Consider the following 16,719-nt stretch of genomic DNA (forward strand, 5'->3'; position numbering starts at 1 on the left):
TGGGGTGGATATGGGCGTTTCAGCATATGAGCCCACACGAATCCCGCACGTATCCCGCATGGCACGAGCGCACGTGAACCGCACCGCGAGGGAAGGTGGACCATGGGTCTCCTGGACAACATGAAGGCCAGGCTGGGGCCTGCCAAGGACAAGGTCTCGGACCTCGCACAGCAGCACGAGGGCAGGATCCAGCACGGGCTGGACAAGGCCGCGAAGACCGCCGACGAGCGGACCAGGGGCAAGTACAGCGACAGGATCCAGAAGGGCACCGGCAAGGCCAAGGACGCCATGGGCCGGCTCGCACACAAGAACGACCCTGGTGCGGACGCGGGCGGCACCACTCCCCCGGCGGGGCCGCCGCCCGCTCACTGAGTGATGCATCGGCATACGGCCGGGAGCACCGACGGGCATCGGGCGTTCCCGGCCGACGGTCGTTTCGGACGGCTTTCTCAGGCCGCCCCCGTGCCGGGTCCGGCGTCCGGCGGAGCCGGCTGTCAGGACCAGGTGGCCACGATGTAGCCCACCCCGTACGGGGCGTCCTCGTACAGCAGCGTGCCCCGGAGAGCGGGTCCCCCGGCTTCGGCCGCGCCCGCCAGGACCTGCCAGGGAGCCCGGCCGGACGCCTTGAGTACGTGTGCCAGGCCGCCGTCCAGCGCCCCCAGGGCCGCCGTGTCGGCCGCGCCCAGTGCCCGCGCGGCCTCCGCGTCGAAGGGTGCCGCCCGCTCGTCGAGGTAGCCGGGCGCCTTGAGCGTGCGGCAGGCGCTGCCGTCGCCCATGACCAGCAGCGCGACACGCTCCGCGCGGGTGGCGATGTCCCGTCCCTCCTCGAGGCACCTCCCGGCCGCGAGGGACTCCCCCACTCCGAGTCCTTCGACGGGTGCGTCCGCCCACCCTGCCCGCTCCAGCAGCCAGGCGCCCACCGCGAGCGCAGCGGGCAGCTCGCGGCCGGTCGCCGTGTCGCGGTCCGCTCCGAGCCGTACGTCGGAACCGGCCCCGAAGCCGCGGAAGGACCCCGTGCTGCCCTCCGGGTAACGCTCGGCGTCCACGCCGCCCGGCGCCGGACCGACGACCACCAGGAGGTCGGGCCGGGCGGCGGCGAGCACACCGACCGCGTCCGCGCACGCGGCCCGCGCGGCGTCCAGCTCGGGGGCGGCGCCTGTGGCGACCTCGGGCACGAGCAACGGCGGACAGGGACAGACTGCGGCGGCGACCATCATGATCGGCAGCGTAGCCCTCGCGGGTCGGCCCGCCGCCACGCCCACCACCGCAGCCCGCCCTGCCTGCTCAGCCGCGGCGCGATGCCTGTACGCCCGCACGTTCGTATGCCCGTACGGCGTCCCGGGCGCTGCCCGTGACGCCGTCGGCCGGCCGGTGTCAGTCGCAGCCGCAGCCGCTCGCCACGGCCGGGAGCGGCTCGGGGGCGCCGACCTTCGGCAGGCCGAGCATCACGCCCGCGGGCTGCGCCGCCTTCTCCGCGTTGCGCTTCTCCCAGGCGTCGCCCGCGCGCGTGCGGCGCACCTGCAGGGCCGGGCCCTCGGCGAGGAGGTGGTGGGGCGCCGCGTACGTGATCTCGACGGTGACGACGTCGCCGGGACGCACGTCCTGCTCCGGCTTGGTGAAGTGCACCAGGCGGCTGTCCGGGGCACGGCCGGAGAGACGGTGGGTGGCGCCGTCCTTGCGGCCCTCGCCCTCGGCGACCATCAACTCCGGGGTGCGGCCGACCTGCTTCTTGTTCTCCTCCCAGGAGATCTCCTCCTGGAGGGCGACGAGCCGCTCGTAGCGCTCCTGGACGACCTTCTTGGGGATCTGGCCGTCCATCCCGGCGGCCGGGGTGCCCGGACGCTTGGAGTACTGGAAGGTGAAGGCCTGGGCGAAGCGGGCCTCGCGCACGACGTGCAGGGTCTGCTCGAAGTCCTCCTCGGTCTCGCCGGGGAAGCCCACGATGATGTCGGTGCTGATCGCCGCGTGCGGGATGGCGGCGCGGACCTTCTCGATGATGCCGAGGTAGCGCTCCTGCCGGTACGAGCGGCGCATCGCCTTGAGGACCGTGTCCGAGCCGGACTGGAGCGGCATGTGGAGCTGCGGCATCACGTTGGGCGTCTCGGCCATGGCGGCGATGACGTCGTCGGTGAAGTCGCGCGGGTGCGGGGAGGTGAAGCGGACGCGCTCCAGGCCCTCGACCTTCCCGCAGGCCCGCAGCAGCTTGCTGAACGCCTCCCGGTCGCCGATGTCGGAGCCGTACGCGTTGACGTTCTGGCCGAGCAGGGTGATCTCCGAGACGCCCTCGGCGACCAGGGCCTCGATCTCGGCGAGGATGTCGCCGGGGCGCCGGTCCTTCTCCTTGCCGCGCAGCGCGGGGACGATGCAGAAGGTGCAGGTGTTGTTGCAGCCGACGGAGATGGACACCCAGGCCGCGTAGGCGCTCTCGCGGCGGGTCGGCAGCGTGGACGGGAAGGCCTCCAGGGACTCGGCGATCTCGACCTGCGCCTCCTCCTGGACGCGGGCGCGCTCCAGGAGGACCGGCAGCTTGCCGATGTTGTGCGTGCCGAAGACGACGTCCACCCAGGGGGCACGCTGCACGATGGTGTCGCGGTCCTTCTGCGCGAGGCAGCCGCCGACCGCGATCTGCATGCCGGGACGCCGTGCCTTCCTGGGTGCGAGGTGGCCGAGGTTGCCGTAGAGCTTGTTGTCGGCGTTCTCGCGCACGGCGCAGGTGTTGAAGACGACGACGTCGGCGTCACCGTCGGCGTCCTCGGGGGCCCGGACATAGCCCGCGTCCTCCAGCAGCCCGGACAATCGCTCGGAGTCGTGGACGTTCATCTGACACCCGTAGGTGCGTACTTCATAGGTGCGCGTGCCGCCCACTGACTGGCTCCGGTCGATGCTGCTCATGCCCTACAGGGTAGGCGGTCGACACGACACCCCCGGGACTCCGCCCGCGACCGGCCTCCGCCCGGGCTCCCGCTCAGTCGGCCGCCCGGGACTCCGCTCCCGGCCTCCACCCCTGCCGGCGCAGCACCCGGGACACGTCCGGTGCCTCGTAGTGGTCCCCCTTGAGGACCTTGCCGTCGAAGCGGCGGGCGATCTCGCCGCCGGGGCCGCGCTTGCTCATGTTGGCGCGGTGGATCTCGGAGATCACCGCGTCGAGGTCGATGCCGTGGACGAGCGCCGTGCCGTGGGCGACGTAGACGACGTCGGCGAGTTCGTGCGCGAGCCGGTCGAGGGGTCCGTGCACCGCCACCTCCGCGACCTCGGCGGCCTCCTCGGCGAGCAGTTCACCGCGGTGGGCGGCGAGTTCCGGCGGGACCTCGGTCGGTGTCTCCCGCGCGTCCAGCCCGAAGGCGCGGTGGAACTCACGGACGAGGTCGGCGGGTGAAGCACTCATGCCGTGACTCTAGAGCCTGTCGCGACCACCTCCGGTACTCTCCCGGCCTGGTCAGAAGAGCGTACGGACTGGCAGGATCGCCCATATGTCCATCGCGCTGTCCCGTACCGGCAGGCGCCGGGTCCTGCGGGGCGCGGTCGCCGGCCTCGTGGCGCTCGGGCTGCTGCTGTGGTGGCTGGCGCCCTGGCGCGAGGATCCGCCGCACGGGTCGGTCACGCTGAGTACGGGGACGCACGCGGGGGTCTACCAGAAGTACGGGGAGCTGCTGCACGCGTCGCTCGGTACGCACATGCCCGACCTCGAGGTGCGGCTCCGGACCAGCGACGGTTCGCAGGAGAACGTGCGGCGGGTGGCGACCGGGCAGGCGGACTTCGCGATCGCCGCCGCCGACGCGGTGGAGACGTACAAGCTGGACGGCCGGCCGGGAGCCGGTGAACTGCGCGGGGTCGCCCGTCTCTACGACGACTACGTGCAGCTCGTGGTCCCGCCCGGATCGGACATCCGCTCCGTCACCGACCTGCGGGGCAAGAGGGTCGCCATAGGGCCGCCCAAGTCGGGTGTGCGGCTCATCGCCAACCGGGTGCTCAGAGCGGCCGGCATCGACCCGGAGAAGGACATCAGCCCCTCCGCGGACGGCATCGACTCCGGCCCCGGGCGGCTCGGGAAGGGACTCGACGCGTTCTTCTGGTCGGGCGGGCTGCCCACCGACGGCCTGCGCACGCTGTCCGAGGACGCCGGCCTCCGGTTCGTGCCGATCACGGCCGATCTGGTCGCCGAGCTGCACGAGCAGGGCGGTGCCACGCGCTACTACCGCGCCACCGACATGCCGGAGTCGGCCTACCCCGGCAGCCAGCACGGCTCGACCATCCCGACGATGGCCGTGTCCAATCTGCTGATCACACGGGCGGACACGGACCCACGGCTCACCGAGTGGCTGACCCGGATCGTGCTCAGGAGCCGGGACAACATCGGGGCGCACGTGCACTCCGCCCAGCTCGTCGACGTGCGCACCGCGATCTACACCGATCCGCTCCGGCTGCACGACGGCGCGCGCCGGTACTACCGGTCCGTCAAGCCCTGAACCGTCGCTCCCCCCGTGGGGACGCTCCTGGGCACCGTCACCGTCACTCTCAGCCCGTGCGGCTCGTGCCGGTCGTACGCGATCGAGCCGCCGCCCGCCGTGAGCAGGGCGCGGGAGATGGACAGTCCGAGGCCGGAGCCCTTGATGTTCTGGTGGCGCGAGCTGCGCCAGAAACGGTCGCCGACGCGGGCCAGCTCCTCGTCGGTCAGACCGGGGCCCTGGTCGGTGACGACGACGGTGGAGGTGTCCCCGTGGGAGGCGACGGCCACCTCGACGGTCCGGCCCCCGGGCGTGAACTTCACCGCGTTGTCGATGACCGCGTCCAGCGCGCTGGACAGGGCGACCGGGTCGGCCCATGCCGTGGTCGGCGGGCAGTCCCCGGTCAGCAGGACGCCCTTGGCCTCGGCGGTGGGCGACCACGCCGCCACGCGTTCGGCGGCCAGGGCGCCGATGTCGGTGATCTCGAGCTGGGCCTCGATGTGCTCGGCCAGCGCCAGGTCGAGCAGGTCGTCCAGGACCTGTGCCAGACGCCTGCCCTCGGCCTGGACCGAGGCGATCTCCTCGTTGCCCTCGGGCAGCTCCAGGGCGAGGAGTTCGATCCGCAGCAGCAGCGCCGAGAGCGGGTTGCGCAGCTGGTGCGAGGCGTCGGCGACGAAGGCGCGCTGCTGCTCCAGCACGCTCTCGACGTTGTCCGCCATCTCGTTGAACGACCGGGCGAGCCTCCTCAGCTCCGGCGGTCCGCCGGCCACCGCGACCCTGGACTTCAGCCGCCCGGTGGCGATGTCGTGGGTGGTGGCGTCCAGGACCCGTACGGGCTTGAGCACCCAGCCGGCCAGCCGCAGGGCCGCGCCGACGGCCAGCAGCATCGCGGCCGCCTCGCCCGCCGCGATGACCAGCCAGCCCCGCAGGATGCGGGACCGCATCTGCCCGGTGGGCGAGTCGGTGACGACGACGGCGACGACGTCACCGTCCCGGATGACCGGCGAGGCCACCACGAGGCTGCGCCGCTCCCAGGGCCACACCTGCTCGGGGTCGTGGCTGCGGCGGCTGAGCAGCGACTCCTGGAAGGCGTCGCGCACCTCCCCCGTGCCGGGCAGGTACCAGTCGTCCGGCGCGTGCGCCATCGGGACGTCGTTGCGGTGGAAGACGCCGGCCCGGATGCCGTACACCTCGTAGTAGCTGTGGAGCTCGCTGCTGAGGGCCTCCCGGCGCTCGTTGACGTCTCCGGTGCCGGGGTCGGCGGGTTCGGTGACGAACTGGGCGAGGGCCGCGAAGCGTGCCGTGTCGTCGATCCGGTCGACGATGACCTGCTGCTGCTGCGCGCCGGCCAGACTGACCGCGAGCGGGACGCCGAGGGCGAGCAGGACGGCCGCCATCAGGACGATGAGCAGGGGCAGCAGACGTGTGTGCACCCGGTCGGGCCCGCCTAGGCCGCGGGCTCGACGAGCCGGTAGCCGACCCCGCGCACGGTCTCGATCAGGGCCGGCATGCGCAGCTTGGAACGCAGGGAGGCGACGTGCACCTCCAGAGTGCGCCCGGTGCCCTCCCAGCTGGTCTGCCACACCTCGCTGATGATCTGCTCACGGCGGAAGACGACCCCGGGACGCTGGGCGAGCAGGGCCAGCAGATCGAACTCCTTGCGGGTCAGCGGGACGACCGCACCGTTCACGCTGACCTGCCGGGTCGGCAGCTCGATGCGCACGGACCCGATCCGCAGCTCTCCCTCGCCACTGCCGGGGGCGTCCTCCTGGACGGTGCGCCGGCTGACGGCGTGGATCCGGGCGAGGAGTTCGCCGGTGTCGTAGGGCTTGACCACGTAGTCGTCGGCACCGAGGTTGAGGCCGTGGATGCGGGAGCGCACGTCGGCGCGGGCGGTGACCATGATCACCGGGGTGCCGGTGCGTTTGCGGATCTTGCCGCACACCTCGTAGCCGTCCTGGTCGGGCAGGCCCAGATCGAGGAGGACGACACCGAAGCCGTCGGGATCGGGGACGAGCGCCCGGAGGGCCTCCTCACCGCTGCGCGCGTGGGTGACGTCGAAGCCGTGCCGCGCCAGGACGGCCGACAGGGCGGCGGCGACGTGGTTGTCGTCCTCGACGAGAAGCAGTCTCATCCGGTCCCCCTTCGGTTCATCGGCCGTACGATTCGAGTGTGTAGAAAAACGGGTGCACGCGCGTGCGCACCCTGCAGTGACGCCGATGAACGAGGACGGCGTCAAGAGGGTTCCGGCTGCTCTTCGGTACCGTTACCCGGCCGGAATGAGCCCTGCTCACCAGCGCTACGACACGTGTCCGACTGCTATCGGATCGTGATGCTCAGATTCCCCTCAGATGTGATGACGCAGGTCTGAGGGATTACTAATGTCCTCCCAAACCGAGGAGGACGGAGCCTGAGAGCGATGACCGAAGTATCGGTGGCCAAGGAAGATGTGGCCGCGACCGGCGATCTGGTCGTCCTGAAGAGCGTCAACAAGCACTTTGGCGCGTTGCACGTACTCCAGGACATCGACCTGACGATCGCCCGCGGCGAAGTCGTCGTCGTCATCGGGCCCTCCGGGTCCGGTAAGTCCACCCTGTGCCGCGCCATCAACCGGCTGGAGACGATCGACGACGGGTCGATCACGATCGACGGCAAGCCCCTGCCGCACGAGGGCAAGGAGCTCGCCCGGCTGCGGGCCGACGTGGGGATGGTCTTCCAGTCCTTCAACCTCTTCGCGCACAAGACCGTGCTCGAGAACGTGACGCTGGGCCAGGTCAAGGTCCGCAAGAAGGACAGGAAGGCCGCCGAGGAGCGGGCCCGTGCCCTGCTCGACCGGGTCGGCGTGAGCTCGCAGGCCGACAAGTACCCCGCGCAGCTCTCCGGCGGCCAGCAGCAGCGCGTCGCCATCGCGCGGGCCCTGGCGATGGAGCCCAAGGTCATGCTCTTCGACGAGCCGACGTCGGCGCTCGACCCGGAGATGATCAACGAGGTGCTGGAGGTCATGCAGCAGCTCGCCCGCGACGGCATGACCATGATCGTCGTGACCCACGAGATGGGATTCGCCCGCTCGGCCGCCAACCGAGTGGTGTTCATGGCGGACGGCCGCATCGTCGAACAGGCGACGCCGGACCAGTTCTTCAGCAACCCGCGCAGCGACCGTGCCAAGGACTTCCTGTCGAAGATCCTGCACCACTGACGTCCTGCGCCCGGCGCTCGGACGACGTGCGTCACCGGATGGCCGGGGCCGCATCGCCCCACCCCTGAAACGGGCCGCATCACCTCACCAGTCAAAAGGATGTGCACCATGAAGCTCCGCAAGGTCACCGCCGCCTCGGCCGCCGTATTCGCCCTCGCCCTGACCGCCACCGCGTGCGGCGGCGAGGACAGCGACGACAGCGGTTCGTCCTCCGCCTCCGGGGGCGGCGAGAAGATCAAGGTCGGCATCAAGTACGACCAGCCCGGTCTCGGACTGAAGACGCCGGACGGCTCCTTCACCGGCTTCGACGTGGATGTGGCGACCTACGTCGCCAAGGAACTCGGCTACGAGGCCGACCAGATCGAGTGGGTCGAGACCAAGAGCGCCGACCGCGAGAACGCCCTCGCGCGCGGGGACGTGAAGTTCATCGCGGCGACCTACTCCATCACCGAGGAGCGCGAGGAGAAGGTCGACTTCGCCGGCCCGTACCTGCTGGCCCACCAGGACCTGCTGGTGAAGGCGGACTCGGACATCACCGACGCCACGGACCTGAACGACAAGAAGCTGTGTTCCGTGACCGGCTCGACCTCGGCACAGAACGTCAGCAAGGAGTTCGCCCCGAAGGCGCAGCTGAGGGAGTACGGCACCTACTCGGAGTGCATCGCCGGCCTGCAGAGCGGCGCCGTCGACGCGGTGACCACCGACGACTCGATCCTCGCCGGCTTCGCCTCGCAGGAGCAGTACAAGGGCCAGTTCAAGCTCGCCGGTCTGAACCTGAGCAACGAGAACTACGGCATCGGCGTCAAGAAGGGCGACACCGAGACCGTGAACAAGATCAACGACGCGCTGGAGAAGATGGTCGGCGACAAGGCCTGGGACGAGGCCGTCGAGGCGAACTTCGGTCCGGCCGAGTACAAGAACGAGCCGGCCCCGAAGATCGGCGACATCGTTCAGTAGGCCCCCGGGCCGTCCAGTAGTAACGCGGGGTTTCTGAGGCACGCCGCCGTCCGTCGCGATCGGGACGGCGGCGCGCCGCGTCCGCCACGTACGCCACACACCCGGAAGCGCGGGAGATCGTGTTCGACTTCATTTCTGACTATGACGATCCAACCTTGTTGGGCGCCTTCTGGATGACGGTGAAGCTCACCGTGTTCTCGGGCGTCGGCGCCCTGGTCTGGGGCACCCTGCTCGCGGCGATGCGGGTCAGCCCCGTCCCGCTGATGCGGGGGTTCGCCACCGCCTACGTGAACATCGTCCGGAACATCCCCCTGACGGTCATCATCGTCTTCACCTCGCTCGGCCTCGCCGACATCTTCCGCATGACCATGGGCGCGCCCGAAAACTTCGAGCTCCAGGCCTTCCGCCTCGCGGTGCTCGGTCTGGCCGCCTACACCGCGGCCTTCGTCTGCGAGGCACTGCGCTCCGGCATCAACACCGTGCCCGTCGGGCAGGCCGAGGCGGCCCGCGCCCTCGGCCTGAACTTCTCGCAGGTCCTCGGCCTGATCGTGCTGCCGCAGGCGTTCCGCTCGGTCATCGGGCCGCTCGCGAACGTGCTGATCGCGCTGACCAAGAACACGACGGTGGCGGCCGCGATCGGTGTGGCGGAGGCCGCACTGCTGATGAAGGAAATGATCGAGAACGAGGCGCAGACGCTGCTCATCGGCGCGGTCTTCGCCTTCGGATTCGTGGTACTGACCCTGCCCACCGGCCTGTTCCTCGGCTGGCTGAGCAAGCGACTGGCGGTGAAGCGGTGACCTCCGTTCTGTACGACGCCCCCGGCCCCCGGGCCAAACGGCGCAACGTCATCTTCTCGGTCGTGTTCGTCGCCGTCCTGGCCCTCGCCCTGTGGTGGGTCTACCGGACGATGGACGACAAGGGCCAGCTGGAGTGGGCCCTGTGGAAGCCGTTCACCGAGTCCCCGGCCTGGACGACGTATCTGCTGCCAGGCCTCGGCAACACCCTCAAGGCCGCCGCGCTCGCCATGATCATCGCCCTTCCCCTGGGCGCGGTCCTCGGCATCGCCCGCCTCTCCGACCACCGCTGGGTACGGGTTCCCGCCGGCGTCGTTGTCGAGTTCTTCCGGGCCATCCCGGTGCTGCTGCTGATGCTGTTCGCCAACGAGGTCTACGTCCGCTCCACGGACATCTCCAGCGCCGACCGCCCGCTGTACGCGGTCGTCACCGGTCTGGTGCTCTACAACGCCTCGGTGCTCGCCGAGATCGTCCGGGCGGGCATCCTCTCCCTCCCCAAGGGCCAGTCCGAGGCGGGTTACGCCATCGGACTGCGCAAGAGCCAGACGATGAAGAACATCCTGCTGCCGCAGGCCGTCACCGCGATGCTGCCGGCCATCGTCAGCCAGCTCGTCGTCATCGTGAAGGACACCGCGCTGGGTGGTGTGCTGCTCGGTTTCACCGAGCTGCTGAACGCGCGCGGCACGCTCGCGGCCAACTACGCCAACGTCATCCCCAGCTTCATCGTCGTGGCGGTCGTCTTCATCCTCCTGAACTTCCTCCTCACCTCCTTCGCCTCCTGGCTGGAGGCACGGCTGCGCCGCAGCAAGCGCGGCACGGGCGCGGTCCTCGGTGCCGAGGACGTCGAGGAGATGAACGCGGCCGAGGTCGGGGGCACCCACGAGGCGGGCGGGGACCGCACCGCCTGACGCACGCCCCGCCGTGCGCACGTCGTCCGGCATGACGGTGGCCCGCCGTTGCCCGGCGGGCCACCGTCATGCCGGGGGCAGGTCCACACCACCGGTGCGAACGAACGGCATGAACCGGACTCCGATGACGAGCAGTCACGTGAGGTGACGCGGCCCGCCCCACTTCATGATCGCCACCGGCCTTCGGTCACTTGACGCAAGCACCGGCAATAGGTTGCATACGTTCTGTGATCGTGCACCCTGCCCCCTCTTCCTGTTCCTCCTCGTCCCTCCGGACGTCACTTCGAGCAGGGGGCGTCGCGCCGTGGACCCGGTGATCATCGTCGGAGCGGGGCCCGTCGGGCTCACGCTCGCCCTGGCGCTGGCACGTCAGGAGGTGCCCTGCGTGGTCCTCGACGAGGGACCGGGCAAGGACGAACCGCGTCCCGCGCGCTCCGTGGTACTGCGCGAGGACACCACGGAACTCGTGGAACGACTGACCGGTGCGCCGCTCACCCCCGCCGGTTCGCCCTGGGCCGGATGGCGGTCGATGCGGCGCAAGCAGGTGACACACGAGATCGTCTTCGACGACGCCGAGCCCGGCCCGGTGCACATCGCCCAGCACGTCCTGACCGGCGCCCTGCGCGCGGCTCTCGCCGGCGAGCGGCTCGTCGAGGTCGTCGCCGACAGCCGTCTGGACTCCCTCGAACAGGAGCCCTCCGGTGTCACCGCGCACACCCGCGGCCCCGAAGGCACCTGGTGGCGCGGCAGCCACCTGGTCGGCTGCGACGGCCCCCGCTCCACCGTGCGCAAGCTCCAGGACATCCGTTTCCCCGGCCGCACGGCGGTGGAGCGTCACGCCGTGGCCGCACTGCGCACGGAACTTCCCTGGCCCCAGGAGGCGTTACTGCACCGGATGCCGCCGTGGCGCACCTCCGGCCCCTTCGCCGGGGAGATCAGCGCGCGCCCGCTGCCGGACGGCGTGTGGCGGCTGGACTGGCTGATGCCTCCGGGCAAGGAACTGGTCACCCCCGAACTGCTCCTCGCCCGGGTCCGCGAGACCCTGGCCGGCTGGGCCGAAGGCCCGACCCCCCCGTACGAACTGCTCGACACCGGGGTCCACACCGTCCACCACCGGCTCGCCCGGCGCTGGCGGTCCGGCCGTGTGTTCCTCGCCGGGGACGCAGCGCACCTGCTCGGCGCCCTGGGCACGCACGGGCTCGACGAGGGGCTCCGTGACACGGACAACCTCGCCTGGAAGCTTGCCCTGGCCTGGCACCACGGTCCGCACGAAGCGCTGCTGGACAGCTACCAGACGGAGCGGCGGGCGATCGTCGCCGCCCGGCTGCGCGCCGCCGACCAGGCGTTGCCGCTGGTACGGGGCGGCAAAGGCCTGCGTTCCTACGTCCCCGGCGCCGCCCGCGGTCATGACGCGTTCCTGGCCGAGGGACATCTGGGACAGGGGACGCTGGGCGCGCCGGGCGTGCACGCCGACTCGCCCCTGACGCCCCCGCTCCTGGAGGGCGAGGTCCCCGTGGACACGCCGGCCGGCGCGCCGGTCACCGATGTGCGGGTCACGGCGGAGGACGGCACCTTCGTCCGGCTGCGGGACCGGCTGGGCCGGGGGGCGCTGCTGGTCGTTCTGATCGCGCCGGGCACCGGGGTGTGGGAGCGCAGGCACTGGGTGTCCGCCGGGATCATGCCCCGGCTCGCGTCGGCGGTGGCGGCACTCCCGCACCCGGCCGAGCTGCTGGTCGCGGAGAGCTATCCGGGGGCGGCGGCCCACACCGTGCTGCTGGTACGCCCCGACGGGCACCTGGTCACGGCGCTGGGCGGAGTCCGTCCCGGATCCCTGTACACGGCGGCCGAGACGGCGGTCGGCGGACCGGCTTCGGCTCAGGCGGGGACGACCGGGGCAGCGACGGGGGCCGCCGGTACGGACACCGGGGCAGGGGCTGGGACGGGAGCGCGGACGGAGACCGGGGCCGGCGTCAGGTCGCGTTGAGGTGGTGGCCGCTGACGCCTCGACGGTCGACGAGTTGCTGGAGCGGGCCCGCACGGGCTACGAACGCATCGAGGCGGTCCCCGCTCGCGAGGCCGCCCGCGACGGGGAGACCCTGCTGAGCGGCATCCGCTGTGCGGCCGCCCTGCACGACCGGGACGGGGCCGGTGCCCGGCGCCCTCGTCGTCGAGCGCAACGGACGGGAGCGGCGTCTCGGCCTTCCGGGGCAGCCATCGTTTCCCGGGGGCGACCGGCGACCGGCCACGACCTGCGCGGCGTCGTGGTCTGCGACGAGGGCCTCGTCTCCGGCTTGGCCGCCGAGCCCCTGCCCCGGCTGGAACTCCACCGCGCCACCGGCCTGGTCGGTGGCTTCCCGGCCTGGCGAGCGGCGGGGCTGCCGGTACGGACGCAGGGCACGGGCCCTCAGTACCCGCCGCCCTCCAGGAACTCCGTGTCCTCGCCCTCCTCCTCCAGCGCCCGGCGGACCACGCGCAGGGCGAGGCCCTCGGGGTAGCCCTTGCGGGCGAGCATGCCGGCGAGGCGGCGGATCCGCTTGTCGCGGTCGAGTCCGCGGGTGGAGCGCAGCTTGCGGGCGACGAGCTCGCGCGCGGTGGCCTCTTCCTGTTCGGAGTCGAGCCGGGAGACGGCCGCGTCGATCAGCGTGGAGTCGACGCCCTTGGTCCGCAGCTCCTGGGCGAGGGCGCGCCGTGCCAGGCCCCGGCCGTGGTGCCGGGACTCGACCCAGGCGTCCGCGAAGGCGCTGTCGTTGATCAGTCCGACCTCTTCGAACCGGGACAGCACCTCCTCGGCGGCCTCGTCCGGGATCTCCCGTTTGCGCAGGGCGTCGGCGAGCTGCTTGCGGGTGCGCGGGGTTCCGGTGAGCAGGCGCAGACAGACGGCCCGCGCCCGCTCGACCGGGTCCCCCGCAGACTCCTCCCGCCCGGCCCCCGGTGCGGAGGAGTCGTCCCCGTCCGCCGCGGCCGCCTCGCCGAAAGCCCGGCGTCGGCGCCCACCGCGCGGCCCGCCGTCACGCGAGCCGCTTCCCCGTGAGCTCCCCGCGCGACGGGCCCCGGTGCCGCCCCTGCGCCGGGTCCCGCCCGCGTCCTCACCGGAGAAGTCGTCGAAGAGGCCGCCCCCGCCGCCGGGGTCCCCATGTGCCCCGTCACCGCGCGCGGCCGGATCGTCACCGCTTCCGGCGCCCGTCCCCCGCGGGGCGCCGGAAGCGGTGAACTCGTAGTCGGCCCAGTCGGTTCGTCGGGTCACGGGTCAGCTCTTGGCCGCGGCGGCCCTGGACTTGACGGTCTTGGCCGCCGAAGCCGAGGCCGGGACCGAAGCCGCGGCCGAGTCGGTCGGAGCAGCGGCGCCGGCGGCATCCGCGCTCTTCTCCCCGGCCGGCTCCTCGGGCTGCACGCCGACGCCCAGCTTCTTCAGGATCTTCTTCTCGATCTCGTTGGCGAGGTCGGGGTTGTCCTTGAGGAAGTTGCGGGAGTTCTCCTTGCCCTGGCCGAGCTGGTCGCCCTCGTACGTGTACCAGGCACCGGCCTTGCGGACGAAGCCGTGCTCCACGCCCATGTCGATCAGCCCGCCCTCGCGGCTGATGCCGTGGCCGTAGAGGATGTCGAACTCGGCCTGCTTGAAGGGCGGTGCGACCTTGTTCTTGACGACCTTGACCCGGGTGCGGTTGCCGACCGCGTCGGTGCCGTCCTTCAGCGTCTCGATCCGGCGGATGTCCAGACGCACCGAGGCATAGAACTTCAGGGCCCGGCCACCGGTCGTGGTCTCCGGCGAACCGAACATCACGCCGATCTTCTCGCGGAGCTGGTTGATGAAGATCGCGGTGGTCTTGGACTGGTTGAGCGCGCTGGTGATCTTCCGCAGCGCCTGGCTCATCAGGCGGGCCTGCAGACCCACGTGGCTGTCGCCCATCTCACCCTCGATCTCCGCGCGCGGCACGAGCGCCGCGACGGAGTCGATCACGATGAGGTCGAGGGCTCCGGAGCGGACCAGCATGTCCACGATCTCCAGCGCCTGCTCGCCGTTGTCCGGCTGGGACAGGATGAGGTTGTCGATGTCGACGCCGAGCTTCTGCGCGTACTCGGGGTCGAGAGCGTGCTCCGCGTCCACGAACGCGACCTGGCCGCCGGCCTTCTGTGCGTTCGCCACCGCGTGCAGGGTCAGGGTCGTCTTGCCCGAGGACTCGGGGCCGTAGACCTCGATGACGCGGCCGCGCGGCAGGCCGCCGACACCGAGGGCCACGTCGAGCGCGGTCGACCCGGTGGGGATGACCTCGATGGGCTCCTTCGACCGGTCACCCATGCGCATGACCGCGCCCTTGCCGAATTGCCGTTCAATTTGTGCGAGTGCGGCGTCGAGCGCCTTCTCGCGGTCGTTTCCTGCCATGGGTTCCACCCGATTTGCTTGAGTCGATCGCTTCACGTCAATGACGCTAGCGCCTGCCACTGACAACGCGCCCCGACGCACCTCCAGCCTGTGGACAACCGAAGCCCATTCCTGCCCCAACCGGGTCGAACCGCTCATCTTCGGGCTCCACCGGCACACTCATGAGAATAGATGTTCGATTTTAGTGTCAAGCGCGCCACCCGGCACTCCCACGAGTCGTTCACCCTCCGGCAACGCCTCCGGCCGACGGTCCGCTCCGTCGGCCGGAGCGGACCGCAGCGGTCCGCGGCGCTCAGGAGTCCTCGGCCCCGAGGGGTGCCGGAGCCGGTCGGCGGTCCCAGAGGCGCCGGGCGCGGACGAGGAGGGGCCGCCGCTCTCCGGAACCGCCCTCACCGGAGCCGGAACCGCCCTCACCAGGGCCCGTCCTGCGGTGGCCGTGCACGCGGGGGTCGTCGGTGACGTCGTAGCGCTTCACGTACGCGCCCATGAACGCCTGGAGGGTGGCGACCGCGGGAATGGCGATCAGCGCGCCGACGGCGCCGAGCAGGGCGGTGCCCATGACGACCGAGCCGAAGGCGACCGCCGGGTGGATGTCGACGGTCCTCGAGGTCAGTTTGGGCTGCAGCACGTAGTTCTCGAACTGCTGGTAGATCACCACGAAGATCAGCACCCACAGCGCGTACCAGGGGTCGACCGCGAAGGTGATCAGCATGGGCAGGGCGCCCGCCAGATACGTGCCGATGGTGGGGATGAACTGCGACACCAGGCCCACCCACACGGCGAGCACGGGCGCGTAGGCCACCTCGAGGATCTCCAGCAGCACGTAGTGGGCCATGCCGGAGACCAGCGCCATCAGCCCGCGCGAGTACAGGTAGCCGCCGGTCTTGTTCACGGCGATCTCCCACGCGCGCAGCACCTCGGCCTGCCGGGCGGGCGGCAGTACGGAGCAGACGGTGCGGCGCAGCCGCGGGCCGTCGGCGGCGAAGTAGAACGAGAACAGCCCGATGGTCAGCAACTGGAAGAGGCCCCCGAGGACCTGCGTGGAGACGTCCAGGACGCCGGTGGCGCTGTTCTGCACGTAGGTGCGCAGCCAGTCGGAGCGGAGCAGGCCCTCCTGGATGTCCACCCGCCGCAGCTCGGTGTGGAAGTGCGTGTTGATCCAGTTGATGACGGAGTCGAGGTACTCCGGGAAGTCCTCGACGATCTTTATGATCTGCCCCGCCAGCATGGATCCGAGCAGCGTGACGAAGCCCGCCGCCACGACCAGCACCCCCAGGAAGACCAGGAAGGTGCCCAGCCCCCGGCGCACCCCGCGCCCGGCCATCCAGCTCACCGCGGGTTCGACGGCGAGCGCCAGGAAGAACGCGATGAGAATGTTGATCAGCAGGCCGGTGAGCTCGTGGAAGGCCCAGCTGCCCAGCTGGAACAGGGCGATCAGCGCGAGCGCGAGCACCATGGCGCGCGGCAGCCAGCGCGGCATGCGGGAGCCCGGCGGCGGAGCCGCGCCACCCGCCGGAGGGGCTGGGGTCGGCGGCGTGCCTGACGCGGAGGGGTGCTGGGCTGCCTGCCCTGTCTCTTCAGTGGGTGCCACGGGCCAAGTCTCGCCCACGCCGGCGGCAGCCGTCTGCCCTCGGCCCGGCTCTGTGACGATCAGCGCCTTTCGCGGGGGACGTTCATCACGGCGCAGACCACCTGCCAGACGTCCTTGGCCGCCCAGCCGGCCCCCAGCGCCTCGTGCACGGTGCGCCCGCCGAGTTCCGACATGACGTGATCGCGCGCGAAGGTGTCGGCGCAGCCCGTGCCGAAGTGCTCCGCCATCCGTTCCCAGAAGACCGTCAACCTCATGCCCCCCAGTGTCCCGTCCTCGGAGGCGGGGCGGGACGGCGACCTCCTGCCGGCACCGCTGTGCGCCTACGGTCGGCGCCCTGCCCGCACCCGGACACCGGACCCGCCCGCCCGCCCGGGCCCCGGCGGCCCGCCCGGTGACGACCGTCGACGCGCTGCGCGCGCTCATGGTGGACGGCCACACGATCGGCCG

The 16,719-nt window shown here is 71.3% G+C and carries 16 protein-coding genes and 1 pseudogene; 8 read left to right on the forward strand and 9 right to left on the reverse strand.

The features are described from left to right. Nucleotides 1-102: 102 nt before the first annotated feature. Nucleotides 103-372, forward strand: a complete 270-nt coding sequence (locus TU30_RS23005) for an antitoxin (protein ID WP_042173054.1) — start codon at nt 103-105, stop codon at nt 370-372. 122 nt (nt 373-494) lie between these two features. Here the strand turns inward: TU30_RS23005 and TU30_RS23010 are convergent, their stop codons facing one another. From TU30_RS23010 to TU30_RS23020, 3 genes are all read right to left on the reverse strand, one after another. Continuing rightward, complete coding sequence (locus TU30_RS23010) at nt 495-1,217, reverse strand: class III extradiol dioxygenase subunit B-like domain-containing protein (RefSeq protein WP_042173055.1); 723 nt, start codon at nt 1,215-1,217, stop codon at nt 495-497. Nucleotides 1,218-1,374: 157 nt separating this feature from the next. After that, nucleotides 1,375-2,892, reverse strand: coding sequence for a tRNA (N6-isopentenyl adenosine(37)-C2)-methylthiotransferase MiaB (gene miaB / locus TU30_RS23015; RefSeq protein ID WP_042173057.1), 1,518 nt, complete (start codon nt 2,890-2,892; stop codon nt 1,375-1,377). Nucleotides 2,893-2,965: 73 nt separating this feature from the next. Further along, nucleotides 2,966-3,385, reverse strand: a complete 420-nt coding sequence (locus TU30_RS23020; RefSeq protein WP_042173060.1) for a MazG nucleotide pyrophosphohydrolase domain-containing protein — start codon at nt 3,383-3,385, stop codon at nt 2,966-2,968. Nucleotides 3,386-3,470: 85 nt separating this feature from the next. Between TU30_RS23020 and TU30_RS23025 the strand changes: the two genes are divergently transcribed. Continuing rightward, the gene (locus TU30_RS23025; protein WP_042173062.1) at nt 3,471-4,466 is read left to right on the forward strand and encodes a TAXI family TRAP transporter solute-binding subunit; all 996 of its coding nucleotides are present in this window, start codon (nt 3,471-3,473) and stop codon (nt 4,464-4,466) included. Here TU30_RS23025 and TU30_RS23030 read toward each other — a convergent pair. Together TU30_RS23030 and TU30_RS23035 are read right to left on the reverse strand one after the other, a co-directional pair. Further along, nucleotides 4,445-5,878 (reverse strand): HAMP domain-containing sensor histidine kinase, encoded by a 1,434-nt coding sequence (locus TU30_RS23030; RefSeq protein ID WP_042173064.1) that lies wholly within the window; start codon nt 5,876-5,878, stop codon nt 4,445-4,447. The two genes, TU30_RS23025 and TU30_RS23030, sit on opposite strands and share 22 nt — an antisense overlap. Nucleotides 5,879-5,892: 14 nt before the next feature. Next, nucleotides 5,893-6,579 carry a response regulator transcription factor gene (locus TU30_RS23035; protein ID WP_042173066.1) on the reverse strand — a complete coding sequence of 229 codons (687 nt, stop codon included), beginning with the start codon at nt 6,577-6,579 and terminating at the stop codon, nt 5,893-5,895. Nucleotides 6,580-6,864: 285 nt separating this feature from the next. Here TU30_RS23035 and TU30_RS23040 point away from each other — a divergent pair, with 285 nt between their 5' ends. From TU30_RS23040 to TU30_RS23065, 6 genes and pseudogenes are all read left to right on the forward strand, one after another. Then, nucleotides 6,865-7,641 carry an amino acid ABC transporter ATP-binding protein gene (locus TU30_RS23040; RefSeq protein WP_042173068.1) on the forward strand — a complete coding sequence of 259 codons (777 nt, stop codon included), beginning with the start codon at nt 6,865-6,867 and terminating at the stop codon, nt 7,639-7,641. A gap of 108 nt (nt 7,642-7,749) precedes the next feature. Further along, entirely contained in the window at nt 7,750-8,598 is an 849-nt protein-coding gene (locus TU30_RS23045) for a glutamate ABC transporter substrate-binding protein (protein ID WP_078878453.1), read from the forward strand. A 119-nt stretch (nt 8,599-8,717) separates the two neighbouring features. After that, nucleotides 8,718-9,395: an amino acid ABC transporter permease gene (locus tag TU30_RS23050; RefSeq protein ID WP_042173072.1), complete on the forward strand. Its 678-nt coding sequence runs from the start codon at nt 8,718-8,720 to the stop codon at nt 9,393-9,395. Further along, nucleotides 9,392-10,300, forward strand: a complete 909-nt coding sequence (locus tag TU30_RS23055) for an amino acid ABC transporter permease (protein ID WP_042173074.1) — start codon at nt 9,392-9,394, stop codon at nt 10,298-10,300. The genes TU30_RS23050 and TU30_RS23055 overlap by 4 nt, the downstream gene beginning before the upstream one ends. A 304-nt stretch (nt 10,301-10,604) precedes the next feature. Beyond that, on the forward strand, nt 10,605-12,284 hold the full coding sequence (locus tag TU30_RS23060; RefSeq protein ID WP_042173076.1) for an FAD-dependent monooxygenase: 1,680 nt from the start codon (nt 10,605-10,607) through the stop codon (nt 12,282-12,284). Between the two features lies 1 nt (nt 12,285). Further along, nucleotides 12,286-12,684, forward strand: a pseudogene (locus TU30_RS23065) (sulfurtransferase); the annotation flags it as partial. A 20-nt stretch (nt 12,685-12,704) separates the two neighbouring features. Here TU30_RS23065 and recX read toward each other — a convergent pair. The 4 genes from recX to TU30_RS23085 form a co-directional block, all read right to left on the reverse strand. Continuing rightward, complete coding sequence (gene recX, locus TU30_RS23070) at nt 12,705-13,544, reverse strand: recombination regulator RecX (RefSeq protein ID WP_042173081.1); 840 nt, start codon at nt 13,542-13,544, stop codon at nt 12,705-12,707. A 3-nt stretch (nt 13,545-13,547) separates the two neighbouring features. Next, on the reverse strand, nt 13,548-14,681 hold the full coding sequence (recA, locus tag TU30_RS23075) for a recombinase RecA (protein ID WP_042173083.1): 1,134 nt from the start codon (nt 14,679-14,681) through the stop codon (nt 13,548-13,550). 292 nt (nt 14,682-14,973) lie between these two features. Beyond that, entirely contained in the window at nt 14,974-16,272 is a 1,299-nt protein-coding gene (locus tag TU30_RS23080; RefSeq protein ID WP_234307958.1) for an AI-2E family transporter, read from the reverse strand. A 59-nt stretch (nt 16,273-16,331) separates the two neighbouring features. Further along, entirely contained in the window at nt 16,332-16,526 is a 195-nt protein-coding gene (locus TU30_RS23085; RefSeq protein WP_042173087.1) for a DUF3046 domain-containing protein, read from the reverse strand. Nucleotides 16,527-16,719 lie beyond the last annotated feature (193 nt).

The organism is Streptomyces sp. NBRC 110035 (genome assembly GCF_000829695.1).
Taxonomy (GTDB): Bacteria; Actinomycetota; Actinomycetes; order Streptomycetales; family Streptomycetaceae; genus Streptomyces.

What these genes read in the sequence shown, in the direction of transcription:
- TU30_RS23085 (WP_042173087.1), bottom strand. Translation starts at nt 16,526, where the DNA reads ATGAGGTTGACGGTCTTCTGGGAACGGATGGCGGAGCACTTCGGCACG.
- recA (WP_042173083.1), bottom strand. Translation starts at nt 14,681, where the DNA reads ATGGCAGGAAACGACCGCGAGAAGGCGCTCGACGCCGCACTCGCACAA.
- TU30_RS23045 (WP_078878453.1), top strand. Translation starts at nt 7,750, where the DNA reads ATGAAGCTCCGCAAGGTCACCGCCGCCTCGGCCGCCGTATTCGCCCTC.
- TU30_RS23040 (WP_042173068.1), top strand. Translation starts at nt 6,865, where the DNA reads ATGACCGAAGTATCGGTGGCCAAGGAAGATGTGGCCGCGACCGGCGAT.
- TU30_RS23035 (WP_042173066.1), bottom strand. Translation starts at nt 6,579, where the DNA reads ATGAGACTGCTTCTCGTCGAGGACGACAACCACGTCGCCGCCGCCCTG.
- TU30_RS23020 (WP_042173060.1), bottom strand. Translation starts at nt 3,385, where the DNA reads ATGAGTGCTTCACCCGCCGACCTCGTCCGTGAGTTCCACCGCGCCTTC.
- TU30_RS23010 (WP_042173055.1), bottom strand. Translation starts at nt 1,217, where the DNA reads ATGATGGTCGCCGCCGCAGTCTGTCCCTGTCCGCCGTTGCTCGTGCCC.
- TU30_RS23025 (WP_042173062.1), top strand. Translation starts at nt 3,471, where the DNA reads ATGTCCATCGCGCTGTCCCGTACCGGCAGGCGCCGGGTCCTGCGGGGC.
- miaB (WP_042173057.1), bottom strand. Translation starts at nt 2,892, where the DNA reads ATGAGCAGCATCGACCGGAGCCAGTCAGTGGGCGGCACGCGCACCTAT.
- TU30_RS23005 (WP_042173054.1), top strand. Translation starts at nt 103, where the DNA reads ATGGGTCTCCTGGACAACATGAAGGCCAGGCTGGGGCCTGCCAAGGAC.